Source organism: Actinoplanes sp. NPDC049548 (genome assembly GCF_040676695.1).
Taxonomy (GTDB): Bacteria; Actinomycetota; Actinomycetes; order Mycobacteriales; family Micromonosporaceae; genus Actinoplanes.
Window position 1 is genome coordinate 84,876 of the sequence record NZ_JBFAPM010000005.1, and the last position, 21,033, is coordinate 105,908.

General features: G+C 70.2%; 16 protein-coding genes. 4 read left to right on the forward strand and 12 right to left on the reverse strand.

Annotation, left to right across the window (positions count from 1 at the left end; translation table 11 throughout):
* Window positions 1-3: 3 nt before the first annotated feature.
* Both AB0J80_RS12300 and AB0J80_RS12305 read right to left on the reverse strand, forming a co-directional pair.
* Window positions 4-6,327 (reverse strand): RHS repeat-associated core domain-containing protein, encoded by a 6,324-nt coding sequence (locus AB0J80_RS12300; protein WP_364703919.1) that lies wholly within the window; start codon window positions 6,325-6,327, stop codon window positions 4-6.
* A gap of 37 nt (window positions 6,328-6,364) precedes the next feature.
* Entirely contained in the window at window positions 6,365-9,289 is a 2,925-nt protein-coding gene (locus AB0J80_RS12305; RefSeq protein WP_364703922.1) for a LamG-like jellyroll fold domain-containing protein, read from the reverse strand.
* A 189-nt stretch (window positions 9,290-9,478) separates the two neighbouring features.
* Here AB0J80_RS12305 and AB0J80_RS12310 point away from each other — a divergent pair, with 189 nt between their 5' ends.
* Both AB0J80_RS12310 and AB0J80_RS12315 read left to right on the forward strand, forming a co-directional pair.
* Window positions 9,479-9,886 (forward strand): MarR family transcriptional regulator, encoded by a 408-nt coding sequence (locus tag AB0J80_RS12310; RefSeq protein WP_364703925.1) that lies wholly within the window; start codon window positions 9,479-9,481, stop codon window positions 9,884-9,886.
* A 45-nt stretch (window positions 9,887-9,931) separates the two neighbouring features.
* Entirely contained in the window at window positions 9,932-10,966 is a 1,035-nt protein-coding gene (locus AB0J80_RS12315) for a polysaccharide deacetylase family protein (protein ID WP_364703927.1), read from the forward strand.
* Window positions 10,967-10,976: 10 nt separating this feature from the next.
* On the opposite strand, the gene AB0J80_RS12320 is transcribed toward AB0J80_RS12315, so the two are convergent.
* From AB0J80_RS12320 to eno, 5 genes are all read right to left on the reverse strand, one after another.
* Window positions 10,977-11,882 (reverse strand): Ppx/GppA phosphatase family protein, encoded by a 906-nt coding sequence (locus AB0J80_RS12320; RefSeq protein ID WP_364703929.1) that lies wholly within the window; start codon window positions 11,880-11,882, stop codon window positions 10,977-10,979.
* 9 nt (window positions 11,883-11,891) lie between these two features.
* The gene (locus tag AB0J80_RS12325) at window positions 11,892-12,404 is read right to left on the reverse strand and encodes an amino-acid N-acetyltransferase (protein ID WP_364703932.1); all 513 of its coding nucleotides are present in this window, start codon (window positions 12,402-12,404) and stop codon (window positions 11,892-11,894) included.
* Window positions 12,401-12,901: a DUF501 domain-containing protein gene (locus AB0J80_RS12330; protein WP_364703934.1), complete on the reverse strand. Its 501-nt coding sequence runs from the start codon at window positions 12,899-12,901 to the stop codon at window positions 12,401-12,403. Before AB0J80_RS12330 ends, AB0J80_RS12325 begins: the two co-directional genes overlap by 4 nt.
* A complete protein-coding gene (locus AB0J80_RS12335; RefSeq protein WP_364703937.1) occupies window positions 12,902-13,528 on the reverse strand; it encodes a septum formation initiator family protein in 627 nt (208 codons plus the stop codon).
* A 109-nt stretch (window positions 13,529-13,637) separates the two neighbouring features.
* Window positions 13,638-14,921 (reverse strand): phosphopyruvate hydratase, encoded by a 1,284-nt coding sequence (eno, locus tag AB0J80_RS12340; protein WP_364703939.1) that lies wholly within the window; start codon window positions 14,919-14,921, stop codon window positions 13,638-13,640.
* A gap of 171 nt (window positions 14,922-15,092) precedes the next feature.
* Here eno and AB0J80_RS12345 point away from each other — a divergent pair, with 171 nt between their 5' ends.
* Both AB0J80_RS12345 and AB0J80_RS12350 read left to right on the forward strand, forming a co-directional pair.
* Window positions 15,093-15,710: a hypothetical protein gene (locus tag AB0J80_RS12345; RefSeq protein ID WP_364703942.1), complete on the forward strand. Its 618-nt coding sequence runs from the start codon at window positions 15,093-15,095 to the stop codon at window positions 15,708-15,710.
* A 78-nt stretch (window positions 15,711-15,788) separates the two neighbouring features.
* Complete coding sequence (locus tag AB0J80_RS12350; protein ID WP_364703945.1) at window positions 15,789-16,487, forward strand: hypothetical protein; 699 nt, start codon at window positions 15,789-15,791, stop codon at window positions 16,485-16,487.
* A 13-nt stretch (window positions 16,488-16,500) separates the two neighbouring features.
* Here AB0J80_RS12350 and AB0J80_RS12355 read toward each other — a convergent pair whose 3' ends face one another.
* From AB0J80_RS12355 to AB0J80_RS12375, 5 genes are read right to left on the reverse strand one after another with little or no spacing between them, the layout of a single operon-like run.
* Window positions 16,501-16,749: a hypothetical protein gene (locus tag AB0J80_RS12355; RefSeq protein WP_364703947.1), complete on the reverse strand. Its 249-nt coding sequence runs from the start codon at window positions 16,747-16,749 to the stop codon at window positions 16,501-16,503.
* Window positions 16,746-17,585: a hypothetical protein gene (locus AB0J80_RS12360; protein ID WP_364703950.1), complete on the reverse strand. Its 840-nt coding sequence runs from the start codon at window positions 17,583-17,585 to the stop codon at window positions 16,746-16,748. Before AB0J80_RS12360 ends, AB0J80_RS12355 begins: the two co-directional genes overlap by 4 nt.
* A 54-nt stretch (window positions 17,586-17,639) precedes the next feature.
* The gene (locus AB0J80_RS12365) at window positions 17,640-19,256 is read right to left on the reverse strand and encodes a DUF885 domain-containing protein (RefSeq protein ID WP_364703952.1); all 1,617 of its coding nucleotides are present in this window, start codon (window positions 19,254-19,256) and stop codon (window positions 17,640-17,642) included.
* A gap of 10 nt (window positions 19,257-19,266) precedes the next feature.
* Complete coding sequence (locus AB0J80_RS12370) at window positions 19,267-20,232, reverse strand: MazG family protein (protein WP_364703954.1); 966 nt, start codon at window positions 20,230-20,232, stop codon at window positions 19,267-19,269.
* Entirely contained in the window at window positions 20,232-21,023 is a 792-nt protein-coding gene (locus AB0J80_RS12375) for a hypothetical protein (protein ID WP_364703956.1), read from the reverse strand. The genes AB0J80_RS12370 and AB0J80_RS12375 overlap by 1 nt, the downstream gene beginning before the upstream one ends.
* Window positions 21,024-21,033: the final 10 nt, after the last annotated feature.

Sequence of the window (21,033 nt, forward strand, 5' to 3'; positions counted from 1 at the left end):
GTCTCACCCGCCCAATAGTCCGTGGGGAAGGATGCGAGGCCGCCCCAGCCGCGACAGTACGGAAGTCGGAAGCGCAACGCCACCGATCCCACCGCCGGCGTCGGCCAGGTGCGGAAGCAGCGCCTCCTCGGGTATGTCGTTCTTGTTGATCACGGTCCGGACGATCGTGTACGGGCCCTCATGGGGCCAGTTCTTGTATGCCTCACGGGCGTACGCGCTGGCGCCCTCTTCCGTGAACGAGAAGTACTTCGTCTCAATACCGGCAGGGTTCTCGAACGCCCGGCTGGAGTGGATGCCCTTCAGTTCCCCGTCCTGGACTGCACGGTAGAGGTGAATCTCGTCGGGCTTGAGTTTCGAACCGCCGGAACCACGGCTGTCACTCTTGGCGCCGCTGTCACTCTTGGCCCCGCCGTCCCCCTTGCCGCCGCCAGGGTTGTCGCCGTCGGCCTTCTTGGGCGAGGTGTCCTTCGCCCCGCTCGGCGCATCCTTGGGTTTGGCCGGCGGGGCCGGCTTCGGTGGCGTAGCCGCCTTCGGAGCAGCTGGCGGCACAACATTGTCCGCGACCTTCGCCGCGTCCTCTGCCTTGTTGGCCGTCTTCGCCGTGTCGACGACGACGTCGACCGCCTCGATGGCCTCATCCGCATACTTGGCGCCCTTGGCTGCCGTCGCTCCGTAGCCGGCAACGGGAATCGCCGAGGCGAACGACAGCGCGGCGTCCACGTAGTTGCCTTCGGCCGCATACCAGATGCCGTTGGCCACGTCCGCAACCTCGCCGACCACCGGAATCAATCCGACGACGTCGAGGGCCAGGTGACCGACGTTGCTCCAGCCCCACCACAGACCCGTGGGGTCCGGGAAGACCAGGGGGTTGTTGCGGCCGTATGCATAGGCGTTTAGCTGCTGCGGGTCGGTGAAGTCGACCACCGGGTCGACCGACAGGAACCTGCCGCTGGCCGGGTCGTACTCACGGGCACCGAGGTGCGTCAACCCTGTAACGGCGTCGTTGGTGCCGCCGACGAAGCCCTTCTCCCCCGGCCACGTTCCGGCGCTGCCGCGCACCCCGCCGAACGGCAGGGTTCGGCGCTGGGTCACCTTGGAGTCGGCCGCGTTGATGGAGATCTCTGCGGTGCCGTTCTGGCCGCCGGCCAGCCAGGTGACCCCGGCCTTGGTGCGCATGGCGATCGTCTTGCCGCCGAAGGTGTAGTACCGGGTCGCGGTCTTCGCCTGGGTCGTCGTGTCGAGCTTGAGTTCCAGGCCACCGAGGTACAGCGTCGTGGCTTTGCCTGCCAGGTCGCGGCGGATGAGGCGGCTACCCGCGGCGTCGTAGACGAACGACGCGACCACCGTGCCGTTCTTGAGGACCTCGGAGACGCGGCCTTCGGCGTCCCAGCGGTACTCCTCGCCCGGCTTGCCGGAGATGTTGCGCTTGGTCGTGTTGCCGGCCGGGTCGTATTCGTACGTGTCCGCCGTCGTGACGGTCTTGCCGGCGGTCGTGGTCGTGATGTCCGTGCGCTTGACCGCGTGCGCCGGCTTAGCGCCCACCCCGTAGGGCGTGTAGACCTTCTTCACGTCCGTGCCGGTGGAGACCGTCTTGTGGGTGATCTCCTGCGTACGGTTGCCCGCCACGTCGTACGTGAAGCTCTGCCAGTACGGCGCCGCGCCGCCCAGGACCGTCTCCGACGGCGTCGCCGCGCAGGTGGTCGCCTGGGACCACGCCTCCTTCAGCCGGCGCAGGTAGTCGTACTGGAAGCACTGGATGTCGGGTTTGGTGCCGGTCTGGCTGGGCTTGTCGGCGATGCTCAGGACGTTGCCCGCCGGGTCGTAGGAGTACGTCGCGTCCGTGTCGGTGCCCGTCACGATCTCGCGGTCGACGCGGGCGTTGAGCAGGCGGCGGGTGCCTTCCTCGTACGCCTGCGTCAGCCAGGTGTACTTGGATGCCGTGCTCGTGCCGAGCGTGTACTGCAGCGCCTCGCCGAAGTCCGAGTACGTGGTGTCGCGGACGTAGCCGGACGTACCCGTGATGAAGGTCGGGACGCCTCGGGAGCTGTAGCCGTAGCGAAGGGTCTCCGCGGGCAGGTCACCCGCGGCCGGGCTGGTGATGGATTCCGGGCTGCCGTCGACGTTGTAGGTCGCCTCGGCCTTGTAGGTGCCGGCGAGGGCGCCTTCCGAGGCCGGGATCGTGACCGACGTCGTCTTGGGTCGGCCCGCTACGTCGTACTCCGAGATCGAGGACGTGTAGGCGTTGGTGCCCACGTAGCGGGTCGCCGTGGCGGCGCGGCCCTTGCCCAGCTTGGCCGTGTCGTACGTCCAGGTGGCCAGCTTGATGCGGGCCGCAGCCGGGTCGGCCGGGACCTCTTCGAGCAGTTCCGGACGGCCGAGATCGTCGTATTTGTAGGCGAGCGTCCGCTTGCGGGCGTCCGTCGTGGACGTCACCTGATCCAGCTTGTTGTAGCTGGTCGAAGTGTCGCCGGCATCCGGGTCCGAGGCCGTGATCTGGCGGCCGAGCAGGTCGTAGCCGTACTTCCAGAGGTTGCCCGCCGCGTCCTGGACCTGCTTGAGGCGGTCGGCCTTGTCGTAGCTGTACAGCGTGGTGTCGGCCGCGCCCTCCGCCTTGGCGCCCTTGTATTCCAGCAGGCGGGTGGTGAGGCCCTGGGCGTTCGTGTACGTGGTGGTCGGCGTCTGGCCCTTCGGCGGGGTCACGTCGGTGTGGTCGCCGTGGTAGGTCGTGGACGTGCGCCACTTCTCGACCTGGCCGACCTTGAAGATGGACTCCTTGGCCCGGCCGACGGCGTCGTAGATCGTCTGGGTCAGGGGCAGCTTGCCCTCGGCCTTGGAGGTGTCGACCAGGGTCGTTCCCGGCGCGTCCTTGTTGTAGAACGGGCCGGCCTTCTCGACCTCGAGGCCGCGCGAGTCGTACTGGGTGTCGGTGATGATGCGGCCGGTGTTCGGCGACGGGTCCTGCGTCTGCCGCGGCCTCAGGAGGCCGTCGTAGAGGGCGTACGAGGTGCGGATGCCGCCGTTCGGCAACAGGGTCTTCGTCGTGACGGCCACGGGAGCATCGGTACGGATGGAGTACGTGTACTCGATGTCCGGGACGTCGTCGTCGACCGTGCGACCGGCCAGCCAGACCTTCACGAGGCGGCCGAGGGCGTCGTAGCGCAACGCGGTGCGCTGGTCGTTGGGGTCCTTGGTCTCGGTGACCAGGCCCCAGCCCGGCTCGACCGTCGACGTGGTCGCCTGGTTCAGCGGGTTGATGACGGACATGCCGGTGACCGGGCCGCCGTCGGCCGGGAAGTACTTGGTCTCGGTCCTGTTGTCCTCGGCGTCGTACGAGTACCGCAGCCGGCCGTACTTGTCGTAGGTCGAGCGGGCCACCGTGAGGTACTTCGGCTGGCCGTTGACGTACGACTCGGCCTGCTCCGTCTTGGTCACGTCGCCGTTGTCCGGGACGTCTTCGAAGGCGCCGCCGCTGTACCAGGTGCGCACGTCCGAGACGGCGTCGTCCGGGAACTTCGGGGTGGCGGAACACGGCACGGAGACCGTCTGGACCCGGCTGACGAGCGTCAGCAGCCGCTTGGCGACATTACGGTTGTACCAGTTGCGGGTGCACGACTCGTCGCCCGTGACGTCGAGGTCGCCGGCGTCGTCGGAGGACTCGAGCATGCCGTACGCGTCGTAGTCGTGCTGGACCGACGTGCGGCGGACCTTGCCACCGTCCAGGGTGGTCCGCGTGGTCGCCTTGCGGATCGACAGCAGGCGCGCCTCGTCGGCGCCCTCCGTAGCGGTCGGCTCGGAGAGCCACGGCGTGTTGACCAGGCCGGAGATCTCACCGCCGGAGACGCCGTCGAAGGTGCGCTGTTCCAGCAGGAAGCCCTGGTAGCGGTCGTTGTCGGTGACCGTCGTGCCGTCGCTGGCGGTGACCGTCTCGGACTTGCGGCCGCCATCCTTGTCCTTGCGGTCGCCGTCCATGCCGCGCAGGTACGTGGCCTCGGTGCGCAGCCGGTCGGCCGTGCCCGTGCCGCCGACGATGGTGCGGACGGTCTTGAAGCCGCGGAACTGGCCCCACGTCTTGTTCTTCGACTTGGTGAGCTCACTGTCGTCGTAGTGCCAGGCGGCCCCGCCGAGGTACTCGTAGCTGGTCACCTTGGCGACGCTGTTGCCCGTACGGCCGTTCTCCACGACGGACTCCACGACGTGCTTGTGGAACCAGTCGGTGTCCTCGCCGATCTGGCCTTCCTTCGACCAGAAGGACGGGTAGCAGCGGCGGGTGTTGGTCTCGGGCTTGGGCAGGTCGCCCGGGGTGCAGTCGGGCTTGGCGTAGTTGACCGAGATGAGGCCGCCGGACTCGGACTGGATCGCGGCGATCCGGAACTTGCGGAACGGCAACCGGTCGTCGCCGTCGCGGTCCACCCGGTTGTCCAGCGGCACCTTGGTGAAGGTGGTCTTGGGCAGGGTGATGTCGGCGCCGGCACCCTTGCCGATGTGGGTGATCGAGTCGAGCCACAGCGCCGCGGTCGAGGCGTCGGCCGGGTCCGGGTACGACTGGTCGAGCTGCCACACGTCCACGTCGCTGTAGGCGCCGCCCTTGTAGACCTGGGTGGTGACGGACTTCAGGCGCTTGCGCGTGAAGAACGTCGGCGACCACTGCTCCTCGCAGCTCTCGTCGTCGGTGCAGATCTGGTCGAACGGCACGTCGGGCCAGCGGGTGGCCGTGTCCTTCTTGAGGTCGCCGGGCTCGCAGTCGGCGTCGTCGCCCTTGCAGCGCTCGGCGACGGAGAAGACCACGCGCATCGGCGCGGTGGTGTCGTTCTCGCTGCCGGCGCGCTCGCCGTACTCGATGCGCTTGAGGTAGCCACCGCGGTCGTACTCGACGGACTTGTCGTCCCGGTTCGCGCCGTAACGGTTGGTCTCGATGCCCCAGTAGTAGGTCATCGTGTTGCCGTGGGCGTCGACGACGTAGTCGAGGTTCCAGCGCCAGGTCTGCAGGCAGCGCGAGTCGGCGAACTTGTCGTCGTGGCATGGCTCGTCGGCGTCGTCGCCGTAGACCGGCACCTGCCACGCCGAGTTGGTGTTCTCGGTGTCGTCCGCGGAGCGCTTGCCCTTGCCGAAGTAGTAGCGCGTGCCGTCCGTGGTGGTGACGACCCAGTACTCCTTGCCGTGCCCGTCGTGCGACGCGCCGGTCTCCTTGGTGATCTTCGTGCCGTCGTCGGACTTGAGCCGCCACTCGTCGCCGGACTTCTTGACCAGCTCGCCGTTGCGGCCGGCGAACGACATGGTGGCGTTGTCGGAGTGCCAGCAGAGGTCGAACTTCTCCTCGCCGAGCTCGTCGTGGCCGTCGTCGGTGCAGGACCGGTACGAGCGCTCGATGTAGCCGACCGCCATGTCGAAGCCCTCACCGATCCAGGAGGGCTGGTTGTTGGTGGAGCCGACCCGGCCGTCCACGCTCGCCGAGGAGTAGCCGAGCGCCAGCTGCGGCGAGGGACCGGCCAGCGCCGGCGGTACGCGCAGCGGGTACTGCCAGTTGAAGCCGCCGGTGTTGCCGGAGTTCTGCCAGCTGCCGGAGGGCGCCAGCGAGGTCGCGGCGTAGCTGCCGGTCGCGCCGCTCGCACCGCTGGACAGCGCCAGCAGGCCGACGCTTCCGGCGCTCGCCGCGGCCACCCGCTGCTTGCCCGCGCCGGGCGCGGCCGGCGCGGGCACGTCCGCGACGACCTTCTCCTTCTCCTGGTCGTTGCGGCCGGCCAGCGGGGTGGCGACCCGGCATCCGGGTACGTCCGGAGTGGTCACCGCACACGCGGGCAGGCTCGCCAGCCGCAGCCGGGAGGCCCAGTCACCGCCGTACGCGTGCGCGAAGGAGCTGTAGTCGATGCCGAGGCTGACCTCTCCGGCAGCCGCCTTGCCATCGGTACGCGAGACCGACAGCAGGACGCCGTCCACGCCGGCACGGGCGGCAGCCGCCTGACCGAGAACCTCGACGCGGACCGCGGCGGGCTTGCCGGCCGCGGGTGCGTCGGCCGGAGGCGCCACGGTGACCGGCAGTCCGCCCGGAGCGACGTCAGCGGCTGTGCCGGCGACCGGCACGGTGGTCGCGGCGGCTGCGGGCCATTCCACCGGCTCGGCCGCGGCGTCCCCGCCGGGCTTGAGCGCCGGCTGCATGCCCTCCGTGCCCACGTCGATGGAGACGGACTCCTGGGTCTTCGGGCGGCGTGCCTCGCGGGCTGCCTCGTCGACCGGTTCGTCCGCGCGCGCCGGTACGGCCGCGAACGTGGTCAGCAGCAGACCGGCGAGTCCGACCAGCGCAGCACGCCGGCGGTTGGTGACCCCACGCATCGATGTTTCCTTCCGCATGCCGGGACGGTGACGAGGCTCAGGCGACCGGCGGCCGGCTGGCGAACCAGAGGCCGTCGATGTCGGCGGGGTCGAGGACTCCGGCGAAGACGCGGACGTCGTCCACGTCGCCGGCGAACAGGTCGACCCACTTGTCGTTCGATCGGGCGCGGCCGACCTGCAGGCTGCTCGCGCCGTTCCAGATGGTGCCGGTGTACTTGGCGGTGCCCTGTTCCTTACCGTCCACATAGATCCGCAGGGTGTTGTCCGCGGGATCGAAGACGCCGGTCAGGTAGGTCCACCGGTTCAGCTCGGGCGCCTCGGTGGTCGCCGCCGTCGCCTGCACCAGGTCGGTGGCCGCGGGGTTCGCCTTGTCGGCCTTGTGCCGGCCGAAGACCCAGCGCTTTGCGGCGGACGAGTAGCCGAGGGCGAAGCCGTTGCCGTAGGTGCCGGCCTGGCTGAGCACCGTACCGTTGTGGGCGAAGTTCGTGGGCCGCACCCAGGCCGAGACCGTGACGCCCTGCCGGGAGTCGACCACCGCGGCGCCGGAGGCGAATCCGCTGGTGCCGTCGAGGTGCAGGGCCTGGTCGGCCGGGTCGGCGGCACCGAGCTGGCCCGGAGCCCGCGTCGCCGCCGTGACCGTGAGCGGGTGTCCCTTGCCCGAGCTGTCGGCCGCGGTCGTGCCGGTCGTCTCGTCGAGCTTCCACACGCCGGCGGCGCAGGTGTCGGCGGCCGGGTCGTCGCACGCGCGGGTCGGCCGGAACACGTACCGGAAGATCTCGCTCGGGTTGCCCGCCCGGTCGTAGCTCTGCACGTAGAGCACGTTCGGGCCGAAGCTGGTGGGCGTGACCGGCGGCGTGGTGCCGGTGCCACCGAGAGCTGCGTTGTTCACGGTGTTGGTCGGTACGTCCGTCGTCAGCGACCACTTGTAGTAGTCGACGTCGTTGCCGTAGACCGAGTCCTTGTTGGCACCCGCCGCGAAGGTGAACACCCCGCTCTGCCCCACCGGCTTGCCGCGTCCCTCGGCCGGGAAGTCGTCCGAGGTGACCACCGGCGGCACGCTCGGCTCCTCGAGGTCGATCGAGAGCTCGCACCAGTCGGAGTCGGGACCGTCGACGGCACCGTCGTTACTGAAGGCGTGCCACCGGTAGGAGTGGCCGTGCTTGAGCTTGCCGGCGGGCACCGGGGCGTAGAACTTACCCTGCTGACTCTGCGGGTCGATCTTCACGCTGTACGCGTTCTTGCTGGTGTCGGCGAGGTCCTGCACCTCGAAGGTGACCTTGAGGTTCTGGCTCTTCTCGTCGTCGGCGGCGGTCACCTGCAGCTGCGGCGTCGCGTCGCGGATGAAGGGCCGGGAGGCACCACGCACGCAACCCGTCGTGGGGCTGGTCGTCTGCTCGTCGTACGGCTTGCCCGGCTTGGTGTTGAAGGTGACCTCGAGGGACGCGTTGTCACCGCGGAACCGCTTCCAGCTGTTGCCGTCCCCCTCGTCGTGGGCGTTCAGGGACAGGGCGATCGGCGCGCCGTCCTTGAGCTTCGTGCGGACGGTCGGGGTCAGGTTCTCGTTGCTCTCGTCCTTGTTGTCGGCGAACTCGACCCATGACGCGGGGGCGTCGGGGTCGCACGACTTGCCCCTGCCGTACGCCACCTTCCGGTCGACCATCAGGTCACCGTCGGTCGGCTTGTTGTTCCAGTTGGTGCCGGAGTTCACCTTGCCCGCGTCGACGAGGTTGAGGTCGACCCAGCTCGCCGTGCAGGAGAACGACCACGTCTCGTACACGCGGAAGACGGCCTTGCTGACCACGCGGTCCGCCCAGTCCGCCTTGACCGGCGTGAACTTGAAGTACATCCGGTTGGTGTACGGGCTGCCGCTGCACACGTACCCGCCCCAGTTGGAGCAGCGGCCGACGCCCTCGTCGTCGTCGAACTTGTAGTACTCGGTGCTCGCGTGCGCGCTGCTGACGTACATCCAGTCGGTGCGCTTCACGGTCTCGTCGGGGTCGATGTAGACCGGATAGACGGTCGCCGGGCCGGTCAGGAGCTCGGCGTCCGGCACCAGGGTCAGCGCCCCGGCGGAAAGCCGCACGTCGACGTCGGCGACCCGGTCCCCGGCGCTCGGGGCGGCCGACTCGTCGACCGGCTCCGGGCCGCTCTGGGCGGCGACTGCGGGCTCGGACGCGGCGGACCGCGCCTTGCTGCTCTTCGCCGGTGCCGGGGCGGCCGTGCCCGCCGAGTCCCACATCGACGGCTGGGCGCCCTCGAAGACGACCTCGCCGGCGCCGTCCACCGCCGCGACCCCGCCGGACTCGGACTCGCGGATGGTGACACCCTCACCACGTACGCTCAGGGCCAGGTTGGCCAGCGCCGGGTTGGCGGCGGCCTGCGCCGACTTCACCACCATCACGTACGAGTAGCCGACGCTCGATGCGCTCACCTTCAGGTCGACGCCGGGCAGAACCTCGGCGTACGTCGCCGTGTCGCCGGCCAGCTCAGGGGCCGGAAGGGTGCCGGGCCACCCGTATGCGAGCGCCTTGCCGTCCTCGGCGAGCCGGATCAGGTCACCGGTGCCACCGCCGGAGAACGCCAGGTCGACCGCAGCGGCGCGGGGCCCGATCGAGCCGTCGGGGTGGCGTACCAGGGTGGTGTCGATCGCCGACCAGGTGCCGTCCGCCTGCCGGACCCGCTGCGGGCCGGCGGTGATCTGCGAGGTGAAGGAGCCGTCCGGGTTGGCCCAGAGCAGCTCGTCCTCGGCGCGCTCGGCGACCACCTCGACCGGCTGACCGGTCTCGCGAGCCTGGCGGGAGGCCGACTCGGCCGGCGTCGGCGCGGCGGTCTCCGTCGCCGGATCAGCCTGGGCCGGGGGCAGGGCCGCAGCGGCGGGCGAGCCGACGGCGAGGCCGGCGACCACGGCCGGAACGAGCACGGCCGACAGGAGGGCAGGGTGCAGCGAACGAAGAACGACCACAGATTTCTCCCCGTGAAACGCTCGAAGATGATCGAGCGGAGAGAAAGTAACCGCAGGCCGGGACGCCGCGCTGCCCCAAAGATCATCGATGTGCCTCGGATCACAAGGAAAGATTTAAACTTCTACCTGCATTGAGGTGACTTGTCCTCGTCAGGATGCTGAGATAAGCACGCTGGTAATCTTCCCGCCGTGACCCGTGACATCGGTGAGATCGGTCTTTCCGTCAAGCGCCTGCAGATGCGCCACCACCGCACCATCAACGACCGGCTGGCCCCGCTCGGCGTCTCCATCGTGCAGTGGGACGCCCTGCGGCACCTGCACGAGAACCCCGAGGCGTCGCTGCACGACCTCGCGCAGCTCACCTTCCAGCGCGACCAGTCCTTCGGCACGCTGGCCACCCGCATGATCGACCGCGGCCTCATCGAACGGGTGCCCGGGCCGGGCCGGGCCGTGCGGCACCGGCTCACCGACAAGGGCGACGACGTGCGCCTGCGCGGAACCGACATCGTGCGAGGAGCGCTGATCGAGTCGTTCGCGCCCCTCTCCGAGGACGAGCTGCAGACCTTCGGCGACCTGCTCGCCCGTCTTCTCACTTAGCCCGCCGCACCAGTACAGTGCGCGGGTCCCGGAAGAAGGAGTGTCATGCGCCGGTTGGGAACCATCGGTACGGTCGCCGTCGGCTGCCTCCTGCTCTCCGGTGCGGGTGTCGGCACATCGCAGGCGCAGACCACGGCCGCTGCCGCCGCGCCGCGCATCGGCGTCAGCACCGTTCAGTACGACAGCCCGGGCGGCACGGTTCCCGCCATCGTGACGGCGTACAACGTTCCGCCGGGAAGCAAGGTCACCATCTCGGCGACGGGCAGCGGCGCCAGCAAGGTCCGATGCGCCGGTGCGGTCTGGCAGAACCCGGTGCGGCACACCGCCAGCCGGACCTGCTACCTCCAGCTTCCGGTCACTCCCGGCAGTTTCACGGTCCGGGGCACCGCGAAGCTCACCAAGGACGGCGTGACCCGTACCGTGTCGGGGTCCGGAGCGCGGCCCGTCAAGGCGGACGGCAAGAAGTCGCCCGCACCGATGTCGCCGGCGGCCATCCAGCGGATCGAACGCTGCGGCAACACCTCGAACGACGTCTGGCTGACCTTCGACGACGGCGGTAGCGCCGCGCAGGTCACCTCCATCCTGGCGACGCTCAAGCGGAACAACGTCAAGGCTCGCTTCTTCTTCCGTGGCGACTGGGCCCGGGAGAACCCGGCCCTGTTCAAGAAGATCAAGGACGCCGGCCACGTCGTGGGCAACCACACCTCCACCCATCCGGCGCTGAGCCGGATGGGTGAGACGAGCGTCGGGAAGCAGATCGACAAGGGCACCGCCGCCACGGGCAGCCCCAGACTGCTGCGGCCCCCGTTCGGCGCCGGCGCGTTCACGACCCGGCTGGAGCAGATCGCCCAGGCCAAGGGCTACCGCCTGTGCCGGTGGACGACCGACACCTACGACTGGGACGGCCCCAGCACCGCCCGGATGGTCGAGCGGATCAAGTACGGCGATTACCGCTCCGCGCCGGTGACGGCCGGCGGCGTGATCCTGATGCACGGCCACGGGAAGCACACCGCGCCGGGCCTGCAGAAGATCATCGATACGGTACGGGCCAAGCACCTGAGGCTGGCGCCCCTGAGGTGACGCCCCGGTGTCAGGCCAGGGAGAAGGCGATCCCGTCGAGGATGTCGTGCTCGCTGGCTACCACCGACGCCTTGTCCGCGCGCTGCATGATGACGCGCAGGATGAGCGCTCCCGCTCCGATCACGTCCGCCCGGCCCGGGTGCATCACCGGCAGGTCCCGCCGGTCCGCCACGGTCGAACCGAGCAGGTCTGCCGTCACCGTCGCCACGTCGTCGAACGGGATCCGGGCGTGGTGGATGCGGGCGGCGTCGTACTCGGGCAGGCGCAGGGCCAGCGCCGCCACCGTGGTGACCGAGCCGGCCAGGCCGATGAGGGTCATCGCGCCGTGACCGGAGACCTTGCGCAGCGCGTTGTCGACGGCCGTGGTGATGTCACGCTCCGCTGCCGCGACCTCCGCCGCCGTGGGCGGGTCGGTGTGCAGGTGCCGCTCGGTCATCCGCACGCAGCCGATGTCGACGGACACCGCGGCGTCGACCTGTTCGAAGCCCACCACGAACTCCGTCGAGCCGCCCCCGATGTCGACGACCAGATACGGCGGTTCGGCGTTGAGCCCGTGCACGGCCCCGGCGAACGACAGCCGGGCCTCCTCCTCGCCCGTGATCACCTCGGGGTCGACGCCGAGGACCGAGCGGACCATCGAGCGGAAGTCCTCGGCGTTGGAGGCGTCCCGCGAGGCCGACGTGGCGCACATGCGGACCCGGGAGACACCCAGTTCCGCGATCTCCGCCGCGTACCCGAGGAGGGCCTTGCGGGTGCGCTCGATCGCCTCGGGAGCGAGCCGGCCGGTGCGGTCCACGCCCTCGCCCAGCCGGACGATCTCCATCCGCCGGGCGACCTCGGTCAGCGAGCCGCTCGCCACGTCGGCGATCAGCAGGCGAACCGAGTTGGTGCCACAGTCGATGGCGGCGACTCTCACGCTGGACTCCTATAGATGCAGCAACATCCGCTTGTTGCCGAGCGTATTCGGCTTCACCCGTTCGAGGTCGAGGAACTCCGCAACACCCTCGTCGTACGAGCGCAGCAGCTGCTCGTAGACGGCGTGCGGGACCGGGGCGCCGTCGATCTCGGCGAAGCCGAACGTGCCGAAGAAACGCGTCTCGAACGTCAGACAGAACACGCGCGCCACACCCAGCTCGCGGGCGGCGCCGAGCAGCTCCGTGACGATGCGGTGGCCGATCTTCTGGCCGCGGTAGGCCGGGTCGACCGCGACCGTACGGATCTCCGCCAGGTCCTCCCACATCACGTGCAGAGCGCCGCAGCCGACGACCCGGTCCTCGCCGGTGTCCACCGCCACCCAGAACTCCTGGACGCTCTCGTACAGCGTGACGGTCGCCTTGCTGAGCAGCCGGCGGTCGGCCGTGTACGTGTCCACGAGCGCGCGGATGGCTTTCACGTCGGACGTGCGGGCCCGGCGGATCTCGACCGGCACCGGTGTCACGGCTCCTCGGGGGTGACGCAGGGCCCGCCGGCCCACCACGGCTCGACCGCCGCGCGTACCTCGTCGCCGAACGGGTTGACCCCGGAACCGGCCGCGAGCGCGTGACCGAGGTGGACGTGCAGGCACTTGACCCGGTCGGGCATGCCGCCCGCGGAGACCTTCTCGATCTCCGGCACGTGCTGCACGGCTTCCCGGCGGGCCAGGTAGTCCTCGTGCGCGGCTTGGTACCGCTTCGCCAGCTCGGGATCGGTGGAGAGCCGTTCCTGCATGTCCCGCATGACCCCGGCGGACTCCAGCCGGCTGCACGCGGCCGTGGCGCGCGGGCACGTCAGGTAGAACATCGTCGGGAACGGGGTGCCGTCGTCCAGGCGCGGCTCGGTCTCCACCACGTCGGGATTGCCGCAGGGGCAACGGTGCGCGACGGCGCGGGTGCCGCGGGGGCGGCGGCCGAGCTGCTCGGCGACGATCTCGAGATCGGTCTCGGAAGGAGTCGTCATCTACTCTCGGGATTCTGCATTGGCGGCGGCGACGCTTCCCCACAGTGTGTCGTACCACCGGTCGGGGCTGCCCGCCGCGGTGTCCTGCCCCGCGTCCCGGGCCGCACCGGCCGGGTCGTTGAGCACCAGGAGCGGCACCTCGCCCGGCTTGACGTAGAAGAGCCGGTCACGGGCCTGGATGCGGACGTACTCCGGGTCCTTCCACTTGTCGACCTCCTCCTCCAGGCCCTTGATCCGCGCCTGCTGCGCGGCCTGGTCGGCCTGCATCTGCGCGATCTGGGACTCCTGGGCGAGGTAGACGCGAACCGGATACGTGTACGCGAGGGCCAGCGCGACCAGCACGACGATGAGGACGGTGGCGCGCCCGGTGAAGGCTTTGGGCCGGGTGGCGACGGTGCGTTTGGTAGCTCCCGCGGCGGCGGCCCGGCGCGCGGCCGCGGGCCTGCTGCCGGAGCGGCTGAGGCTGCCGGTGGTCCGGGCGGTGGGGATGCGCCGTGGCTCGATGCGCGTCGCCCCGGTGTCGCGGGTGCGGGTGGGCCGGGCGCCACTGCGGACCCCCGGACGTCCCGCGTGGCCGGTGGGGCGGCGGGACGGCCCCTGACCACTCGGTGTGCGGCGCTGCGTCATCCCTGCCCTCCCCCGGCACTCGCCAAAGACCATGGAGTTGCGGCACCTGCTCCAGGACACTATGCCCACGGAACGCGGAGCCACAACTCCATGATCTGTCGACGGAGTGTTACGCGGTGCGGTAACGCGGGAACGCGCCCGCTCCGGCGTACCGCGCGGCGTCGCCGAGCTCCTCCTCGATGCGAAGGAGCTGGTTGTACTTCGCGACCCGGTCCGAACGCGCCGGCGCGCCGGTCTTGATCTGGCCACTGCCGACGGCCACGGCCAGGTCGGCGATGGTGACGTCCTCGGTCTCGCCGGACCGGTGGCTCATCATCGTCTTGAACCCGGCCCGGTGTGCCATGTCCACGGCGTCCAGCGTCTCGGTCAGCGAACCGATCTGGTTGACCTTGACGAGGACCGCGTTGGCGGCACCCTCCGCGATGCCCCGGCCGATGCGGGTGGGGTTCGTCACGAACAGGTCGTCGCCCACGATCTGGACCTTGTTGCCGATCTGCGAGGTGAGCGCGGTCCAGCCGGCCCAGTCCCCCTCGTCGAGCGGGTCCTCGATGGAGACGATCGGGTACGTCTCGGCGAGCTTGGCGTAGTAGTTGATCATCTCGTCGGTCGACTTCGGCGAGCCCTCGAAGACGTACGCGCCGTCCTTGTGGAACTCGGTGGCCGCGACGTCCATCGCCAGCACGATGTCGGTGCCGAGGGCGAAGCCGGCGGCCTGCACGGCCTCGGCGATCAGGTCCAGCGCCGCGGCGTTGGTCGGCAGGCTGGGGGCGAAGCCGCCCTCGTCGCCCAGGCCGGTCGACAGGCCCTTCTTCTTGAGCACCGACTTCAGCGCGTGGTAGACCTCGGCACCGGTGCGCAGCGCCTCCCGGAAGGACGGGGCGCCGATCGGGGCGATCATGAACTCCTGCACGTCGACGTTCGAGTCGGCGTGCGCGCCGCCGTTGAGGATGTTCATCATCGGCACCGGCAGCAGGTGCGCGTTCGGCCCGCCGACGTAGCGGAACAGCGGCAGCTCGGCGCTCTGCGCGGCAGCCTTGGCGACGGCCAGGGAGACGCCCAGGATCGCGTTCGCACCCAGCTCGGACTTGTCGGAGCTGCCGTCGATGTCGAGCATCTTCTCGTCGATCAGCCGCTGCTCGCTGGCCTCGTACCCGATCAGCTCGTCGGCGATCTTGTCCTCGACGTTGCTGACCGCGTTCTCGACGCCCTTGCCCAGGTAGCGGCCCTTGTCGCCGTCCCGGAGCTCGATCGCCTCGAACGCGCCGGTGGACGCACCGGACGGGACCGCGGCGCGGCCGATGGTGCCGTCGTCCAGACCGACCTCGACCTCGACGGTCGGGTTGCCCCGCGAGTCGAGGATCTCCCGGGCGACGATCGCTTCAATGGTGGCCATCTGTCGTGTCGCTCCTCATGTTCGTACGGATAAGTTCCTCAGACCGCGACCCTGCGGCCGACCACGACCCTGAGGGTATCGAGCCGCGACGGCGGCCGTGGCGGCGGCCGGTGAACTTCGGCGGTCACTTGCCTCAGGCCGGCACCCCCGCTGCCGATCACCGGTGTTGCCATGACTACTTCCGCGCACCTCCCCGATGCCGGCTCGTACGTCGAGATGACCGCCTCCGACGAGCAGGCCGCCCGCGTCCGCGTGCTCCACGCGGAGGACGCGGGCCTGACCCTGTCCGCGCCGCTGGTGGCCGTCCCCCACGTGGGCGACGAGGTCACCCTGCGCTGGTCGGCCGCGCCCCGGGGCAGGTACGCCCTGCCCTGCGCGGTCGTCGGCATCGACGAGAACCGGGTGGAGGTGCACCCCGCCGGCGAGGCCGAGGTCGAGCAGCACCGCAACTACGTCCGCGGTGGCGGTGGCGAGCGCATCATCATGCGCCGCCCCGGCTGGAAGGACGCCCACGGCTGGATCCGCGACATCAGCGAGCACAGCATGCGAGCCCACTTCGAGGGCACGAACGTGACGGCGGGCGAGGACCTCCAGCTCTGGATGCAGCTCGGCAACGAGATCGTCGACATCCCGGCGGTCGCCTCCCGCGTGGCGATGCTGCCCCAGCAGGTGCCGCCGGGCCCGATGTCGGTCGAGATCGTCGCCATCTTCGACACCGACGAGTCGATGGCCCGGGTGATCCGCCGCTACGTGATGCGCCAGCAACTGCTCAGCCGTACGCGATCCTGACCCGCATCCCCGCCGCTCTCCGCAACCACTCGATTACCGGTTTGCGCCGGGTTGCGGGGATCGGCCAAGGTGGTGCACGTGCTCGCCCCGAAGCCCCGCCTCCGCCTCACGGCGGCCGCCCTCCTGCTCGCCACCGCGGCGGGCTGCTCGGACCTGGACGAGACGCCGGGGCAGGGCCTGACCCGCAGCGACCTGGTGGCCGACGTCGCCGCCCAGCTCGCCGGCCAGGCCTCCCGCACCTACGAGGCGACCTACCAGCTCGCCGGCGGCGAGACGGCCACCATCGCCCAAGCCCAGAAACCGGCCCGCGCGGCGTACGTCTACCCGGGCGGCAAACTCCTGGTCACCACGGACGCCACCACCGAGTGCCGCACCGCGGCCAAACCGGCCACCTGCACCATGACGAGCCCGCCCACCCCGACGAGCCCGCCACCCCCGGCCGTGTTCCGCAGCGCCGACGCCAAGGGCATGGTGACCCCCGCGACCGTCCTGAACCTCCTGAACAGGGCGGTCCTGGACGCCGACCTCGAAATCGACCAACACGACACGACAATCGCAGGCAGGCACGCAACCTGCCTCACCCTGACCGGCGTCGACGGCGCCGCGGCCCGCGACTTCAGCACCTGCATCACCAACGAGGGGGTGCTGGGCAGCTTCAGCGGAGTCCTCAACCAGACCCGCGTCGAGGTGGCGATGACCAGCTACGCGGACAAGGTGGCGGACGACGTCTTCGAAATGCCGAAGGCAGCCAAGCTCATCGACCGCCGCGGCGCCTGAGAGCTCGGTTAGCTCACGCTCCCGTGAGACGGGTGAGGCCGCTTCGAGCCAGCTGCCCCACCGTCTGGAAGTAGCGCGCATGAGTACGCCGAAGCGCCTCCAGGGACTCGGCGCCCAGGATCACCACCTCCACGTCTGCCGAAAGTCCCTCGCTGCGCTCGATGGCGAAGCGAGCCTTGAGCGCGCCGGCGCGGTCGAGGAATTCTTCCTCCCGAAGCAGTTCTCCACGAACGCGGTCGAAGACCACCAAGAAGTACTTCATCCGGAAGTCACCTCTTTCCCCACGACCTCGGCCACCATCGTCAACATCTCCCGCACCTCGGCTTCGAGACGGATCTCTTGTGCCGAAACCTCGAGATATTGGGAGCGTACCTCGCGGAACTTCGCCGGTATTTCCTCGTCCGAGGCGGAAGCATCAACACCCGCGGTCTGCAGGAGTGTCGGAACGTCCAGTTCCTCGAGCGCGGCACTGAGACTTTCACTCCTCGCCATCACCTCGCTGATCCGCATCATGACCGCGACGGTGCGGCGGCGGGCCTGGACGCGGGACTCGGATCCGTCACTGTTGGGCGGGCCCCCGTATCTGATCTGCCGGCCCCAGGTGTCGGCAAGCCTCTCGAACAGCTGAGCCCACAAATCCTGCAACTCTGTTCTGATCTGAACCTCGACCGGGATCCCGTCGAGCCGCAGAATCACATGGAGCGCGCGGTACCCCGCTCGCGGATCCGCCCGTCGATCGACCAGGAGCGGCAGGACCGGACCAGCGGCGTAAGACTCCATGATCGTCTGGGCGGCGGCGTCCTGGGTGCGGAGGGTTCCCGCAAGCACGATGCGGGCACCGGCCAGATCCTGAATCGTCTTCAAGCTCGAGCTACGGTCGCGTCTCAGCTTGTCGACGATGGTGCCGGTCGTCTTGAGCCGGACCGTCGGCTCGAAGCCGAGTTCCAGGAGCCGAGTTCGTACGCACTGAAGCGCCTCGTCGTAGGCCCCGAGAACCTGCTCCAAAAGTTCGAAGTCCTCTGCCGCCGGGCTTGCCGCATCCCGCAGCCGATCGCCGAGCTTGTCCAGCTGCTTCTTGCTGATCGGTAACGTCGGCACGTTACAACCTTACCGCGACCATGCGTGTCGACGAAACGCACCGACAGCTGACGATCACACACCGAGCAGGAAGCCCAGGTGGCGAGGCGGCGGTGAGCCGTGGGCCAGCATCGCGTCGTGCCAGGCCTTGGGGGTTGCGCCGAACGGGCGGGCTGCGGCGATCGCCGAGACCTCCGTGTAGCCCACGAAGTACGTCGAGAGCTGCGTCGACGTGAGCAGTGCCCGCTTCCATTTGCCCGCCGCCTCGCCCTCCTCCTGGAAGCCCTGGGCCGTCAGGAGGTGCATCGCTTCCGACTCCGGTAGGTCCTCGCAGTGGACGAGCTGGTCGATCACCGCGTTGAGGGTCATCCGGAGCTGCATCTTCAGTTGCTGGAGGCGGACCGGGAGGCCGCCGAAGCCGAGTCCGGCCATCAGCTCTTCCGCGTACACCGCCCAGCCTTCGACGAACGGGCCGGAGAAGCCGAGGGCGCGGACGCGGGTGGCGGCTCGGAAGCGGCGGGAGTGGGCGAGCTGGAGGAAGTGGCCCGGCATCGCCTCGTGGACCGTGAGGTTGCGGATCATGTGGTCGTTGTATTCGCGGTAGAAGGACTCGACGCGCTCGGACGGCCAGTCGGACGGGGCCGGGGCGATGCAGTAGAAGGTCGGGACCTGGGCCGTCTCGAGCGGCCCCGGCGGGTCGCAGTAGGCCACCGCCACGCCGCGGGCGAACTCGGGCATCTCCTCGATCAGGCAGGGGTCGTCGACCAGGGTCAGGAGGTCGTGGTCGCGGACGAACTCGGTGGCCTCGACCATGGTGACCTTGGCCAGGTCGACGATGGTCGCGTCGTCGGGGTGCTGGGCCGCCAGGGTGTCGAGGGCACGACGGACGGTGGTGTCGGTGGCGGGGCCGCCGACCAGCTCTGCCGCCGCCTCGCGGAGCCGGGCGCCGATGTCGTCGAGGTTCGTGCGGGCGCGGGTGAGGATCTCGGCGGCGGGCAGCTCGGTGTCGAGGGTGTGCCACAGCCGCGCCTCCCAGAGCGGGCGGCCGAGGCGGGGGTCGCGGCCCGGCTCGCCGCTGTCGAGGCGGGCTCGCAGCCAGCCGTCGAACTCCGAGAGCGCGTCCAGGGCGGCGGCCGCGACCGGCTCGACGGCGGAGCGCAGCCCGGGTGCCTGGGCGAGCAGGCCCGGCAGCTCTCCGCGGATCAGCGCCGCCGCGCCGGCGAACTGGCCGGTCGCGACCTCCGCGTGCAGGCGGGGCACGTCGCGCAGGACCGCGCGGGCGGTGGCAAGCGCGTCGGGGATGGCGGAGAGCCGGCCGCCGAGGGCCGCCAGCCGCTCGTCGGCGGGGGCGAACGGGCGGGCGATGAGGGCGTGCAGCAGCGGGCCGGGGTTGTGGGCCAGCGGGTCCCACTCGTGCTCGCGCACGTCGGTCAGCTCGAAGATGCCGCGCTCGACGATGGCGGTGAGGATGGCGTGGTCGACCTGGTCCTGCTGGTCGAAGGCGTCCGGGTCGATGCCGGCCAGGGCGTCGGCCGCGTCGCGCAGCATGGTGACGCGACCGGCGACCGCTCCGGGTGAGTAGTCGGGGAGCCGGTCGTCGTAGCGGTGGTCTCCGGCGTAGGAGGCCAGGGCGGGGTCGCTGTCGAGGATGGCGTCGACGATGCGCTCGGCGAGCGGGACGAACTCCGGCATGGAGCGCAATCTACTCGGCGGGTCCGACATTCTCGCGCGACCGCACGGCGGCGGAGTAGGTCAGGGCGGCCTGCCGGAGCAGGGCTTCGGGGTCGTGGCCGTCCTCGCGGGCCCGGGCCACCAGCCGCAGCAGCGTGGCTCCCAGGTCGGGACCGTCGGGCAGGGGCACGTCCAGCCCCGCTCGGCTCGCCCGGTGCAGGATCTTGGCGGCGAGCGAGAGGGCGGGCTGGCTCAGCGCGATGCCGTCCAGGACCGAGTCCCGCGCCTTCTCCTGCTGCTTGATCCGCTCCCAGTTGTCGACGATCGCCTCGACGCCGTCGACCGTCTCGCCGGCGAAGACGTGCGGGTTGCGGCGCACCATCTTGTCGACCAGGCCGCCGGCCACGTCGTCGATCGTCCAGCGCTCGTCCTCGGGCAGCTCCTCGGCGAGCCGGGCGTGCAACACGACCTGGAGCAGCACGTCGCCCAGCTCCTCGCGCAGCGCGGCGAGGTCGTGCGAGACCATGGCGTCGTACGCCTCGTAGCTCTCCTCCAGCAGGTACTGCGCGAGGCTCTCGTGCGTCTGTTGCCGCTTCCACGGGTCTCCGCCGGGCGACACGAGCCGGTCCATGACCGCCACCGCGTCGAGCAGCCGGGCGCCGGGCGGATCCCAAGAGCCGTAGCAGAGCTCCAGCTCGGCGAGCGAGGGCTCGCGCGCCAGCCGCAGCCCCAGCCGGCGGGCGAAGTCCTCGTCACCGGCCGCGCCGGCGAGCCATACGACGGTGGAGTGCGTGGCCAGCGCGGAGATCAGGCGTTCGGGGTCGGGCTCGACGACCGTGACGGTGACCCCCGTCGCGCGCAGGGCCGCCGCCTGGTCGCTGTCGGCCGCGGCGAGCACGGGCCAGGCCCGGACCAGGTCCCAGGCCGCCGCCGTGAGCAGTCCGGCGGGCACCCTCGGCGAGGTGACCAGCAGGACGATCCGGGCGGCCTCCGGCATCAGGCGACGGTCGTCACGGTGGAGACGTCGGTGACGTACGGGTCCCCGGCGTCGTCACCGCCGAGGGTCAGCACGACCAGCGGCACGTCGTTGCCGTCCGCCGACTGCGCGGACAGGAGGGCGACCTGCTGGGCGCCGTAGCGGGGGTTGAGCTTGACCTTGTCGTCCTTGACGATCTTCTCGAGCTCGGTGCGCATCGCCACGTAGTTCTGCAGCAGCGCCCTGTTCTGCTCCGAGAGGGTCTGCTTGAACTGGTCGAACGTGGTGCTCGGGTCGGCGGCGCCGCCCTTGATCAGCCGCTGGTGCACGTCGCGCAGGTCGTCGTCGGTGAGCTGGGCCGGCTTCATCGCGCCCTGCAGGGCGGTACGCAGGCGGTAGGTCTCCGCGTAGAGCTGCGTGTACTCCCACTGGGGCGAGTAGTTGCGGGCCTGGGCCACCTGCTCGACCGTCGGTGCGTCGGCGGCCTGCACTCCGTGCGCCTGCGCCGACTTGCGCAGGATGTCCACGCTGAGCAGCGTGTTGAGGACGTCCTGCTGCTTGATCGGCATGGTGAGCGGCGGCAGCGGCTGGGCCGAGGCGCCGTCCGCCCCCGCCTGCTGCTGGGCGGCCTTCTCCCGGGCGGCGGTCAGCTGGTCGCGCACCTGGTCGTAAATGCCCTGGATTCGCTCCTCGGTGATCGTCCCGTCCGCGATGTACGCGGCCACGTCCGGCGACTGCTGGCAGGCAGTCAGGCCGGTCACGGCGAGGACGGCGACGACGGCGGTGGATGCGAGTCGGCGAGCACGCTGCATGGTCATGACT